The sequence below is a fragment of the Mycobacterium sp. TH-M15 genome (assembly GCF_057473705.1).
Window position 1 is genome coordinate 1 of the sequence record NZ_JBYCLB010000298.1, and the last position, 2,410, is coordinate 2,410.

The following is a 2,410-nucleotide window of genomic DNA, read 5'->3' on the forward strand; positions in this document are numbered from 1 at the left end:
CCCTGCTCGACGGCATCGGTGGGCCCCACCCTGCTGGTCACCAGGCCCCAGTGCAGGTTGGTCCCGGCCAGCAGCGCCACGTAGGTCTTCGACTTGCCGCCGTCGGCGGCGGCCTGGGCCAGCCGGGTTCCGGCGTAGTCGATCGGCTGGCCGTCTTCGCCGAGAATCTCACCGGAGACGAACGCCCAGCCCGGCGCCGCCCGCATCCGCCGCACCGCGATGCCGGCCGGCACACCGAGCTGGCGGGCGAGATCCTTGACGGCCGACGCCACGATCGTCTCGCCTTCCGCCGAGGACGGATCGACCGCGTGGACATCCGGGTCCGCCGATGCCAGCGGTGCGGCCAAACCGGTCAGCAGCACCGCCGCCCACAAGCGCAAACGCATACCGGCAGGATATCCGGTCAGAACGGCTGCCCGTAGATGCTGCTCACCCAGATGTGGGCCAGCGTATCGATCACCCGATCATGTGCCACCGCCGGCTGCTCCCCGGCCAGCGTGGCCATCATCGTCCGCTCGTTCATCTGGTTCAGGGAGGTGGCCAGGTCCAGCGCCGGGATGGTGTCCGGGGCGGCGCCCCGGTCGCGTTCGGCGGTGATCAGCGCGGCGGTCTGTCCGATCCACTTCTGCATGTAACCATGCCACATGGCCCGGAACTCCGGGCTGGTCGCCACCGCGTCGGTGCCGGCGCGGGCGATCGCCCGGTGGGAGCCGAACGCGGTGAAGAAGGCCTTGATCCCGCTGCGCCACATCCGGCGGGGGTTTTCGGGGATCCGCTGCACCGCCCCGTCGTAGGCCGAGTCGGCCCGCGCGATCATCGGCTCCAGCAGCGCCAGCAGCAGCGCATCCTTGGACTTGAAGTAGAAGTAGAACGTCGGCCGGGAGATGCCGGCGCCGCGGGCCAGGTCGTCGACCGAGATGTCGGCCAGCGGACGCTGCCCCAGCAGCCGTTCGGCGGTGGCCAGGATGGCGTGCTCGCGATCGTCACCGGACGGCCGCGCGGAGCGCCGGCTGTGGCTGCGGGTGGTGCCGGGGCTGGTCACCCAGGATACTTTACACGACGTCGAGTTTATCAACACAGTGTTGACGTACTCGACATGTCGTTGATAGCATGGCGGCATGACCGAACACCTCGACGTCGTCATCGTCGGCGCCGGCATCTCCGGCATCAGCGCGGCCTGGCATCTGCAGCAGCGTTGCGGCGCCAAGAGCTACGCGATCCTGGAACGCCGGGCCAACCTGGGCGGCACCTGGGATCTGTTCCGCTACCCGGGGATCCGGTCGGACTCGGACATGTTCACCCTGGGCTTCCGGTTCAAGCCGTGGACGTCGGAGAAGGCGATCGCCGACGGACCGTCGATCATGGCCTACCTGCGTGAGACCGTGACCGAGTCCGGCATCGACTCGCACATCCGCTACAACCAGAAGGTGGTGGCCGCCGACTGGTCGGACGCCGACAACGTCTGGCGGGTGACCGTCGAGACCGGCGCCGAGCGGACGGAGCTCACCTGCTCGTTCCTCTTCGCCTGCAGTGGGTACTACAACTACGACGAGGGCTACGCGCCGGAGTTCCCCGGCTCGGCCGACTTCGCCGGCACCATCGTGCACCCGCAGCACTGGCCGGACGAGCTCGACTATGCGGGAAAGAAGATCGTCATCATCGGCAGCGGCGCCACCGCGGTCACGCTGGTCCCGGCGCTGGCCAACTCCGGTGCCGATCACGTCACCATGCTGCAGCGGTCGCCGACCTACATCGGCATGCTGCCCGCAGTCGACCCGTTCACGGTCCGGGTGAACAAGCTGCTTCCGATCAAGCCCGCCTACGTGGTCAACCGGTGGAAGGCCATCTTGTTCCAGTCCTTCCAGTACCAGCTGGCCCGGCGTTTCCCGAAGTTCATGCGCAAGACGCTGATGACGCTGGCGCAGCGGAAGCTGCCCAAGGACTACGACGTGGCCAAGCACTTCGGCCCGCACTACAACCCGTGGGACGAGCGGCTCTGCCTGGCGCCGGACGGGGATCTGTTCCGCACCATCCGGGAGGGCAAGGCCGACGTCGTCACCGACACCATCGAGACGTTCACCAAGACCGGAATCCGGCTCACCTCCGGCGAGGAGCTGGCGGCCGACGTCATCATCACCGCCACCGGGCTGAATCTGCAGCTGTTCGGCGGCGCGGCGATCCGCCGCAACGGCGCTGCGGTGGACCTGCACGACACGATGGCCTACAAGGGCATGATGCTGACCGGCCTGCCGAACATGGCGTTCACCGTCGGCTACACCAATGCGTCCTGGACCCTGAAGGCCGATCTGGTGTCGGAGTTCGTCTGCCGGGTGCTCACCTACATGGACGCGCACGGCTTCGACACCGTGGTGCCCGGCCAGCCGGGCGACGACATCGAGGAGCGGCCGCT

General features: G+C 68.1%; 3 protein-coding genes. 1 reads left to right on the top strand and 2 read right to left on the bottom strand.

The annotated features are described in order from the left end of the window. On the bottom strand, positions 1-386 hold a 386-nt coding region (locus tag AC2VNT_RS07000), incomplete at its 3' end, for a hypothetical protein (protein WP_486946160.1). A 17-nt stretch (positions 387-403) separates the two neighbouring features. After that, positions 404-1,042 (bottom strand): TetR/AcrR family transcriptional regulator, encoded by a 639-nt coding sequence (locus AC2VNT_RS07005; protein ID WP_486946161.1) that lies wholly within the window; start codon positions 1,040-1,042, stop codon positions 404-406. Positions 1,043-1,118: 76 nt separating this feature from the next. Here AC2VNT_RS07005 and AC2VNT_RS07010 point away from each other — a divergent pair. Continuing rightward, a partial coding sequence (locus AC2VNT_RS07010) for a flavin-containing monooxygenase (protein ID WP_486946162.1) occupies positions 1,119-2,410 on the top strand: 1,292 nt, incomplete at its 3' end.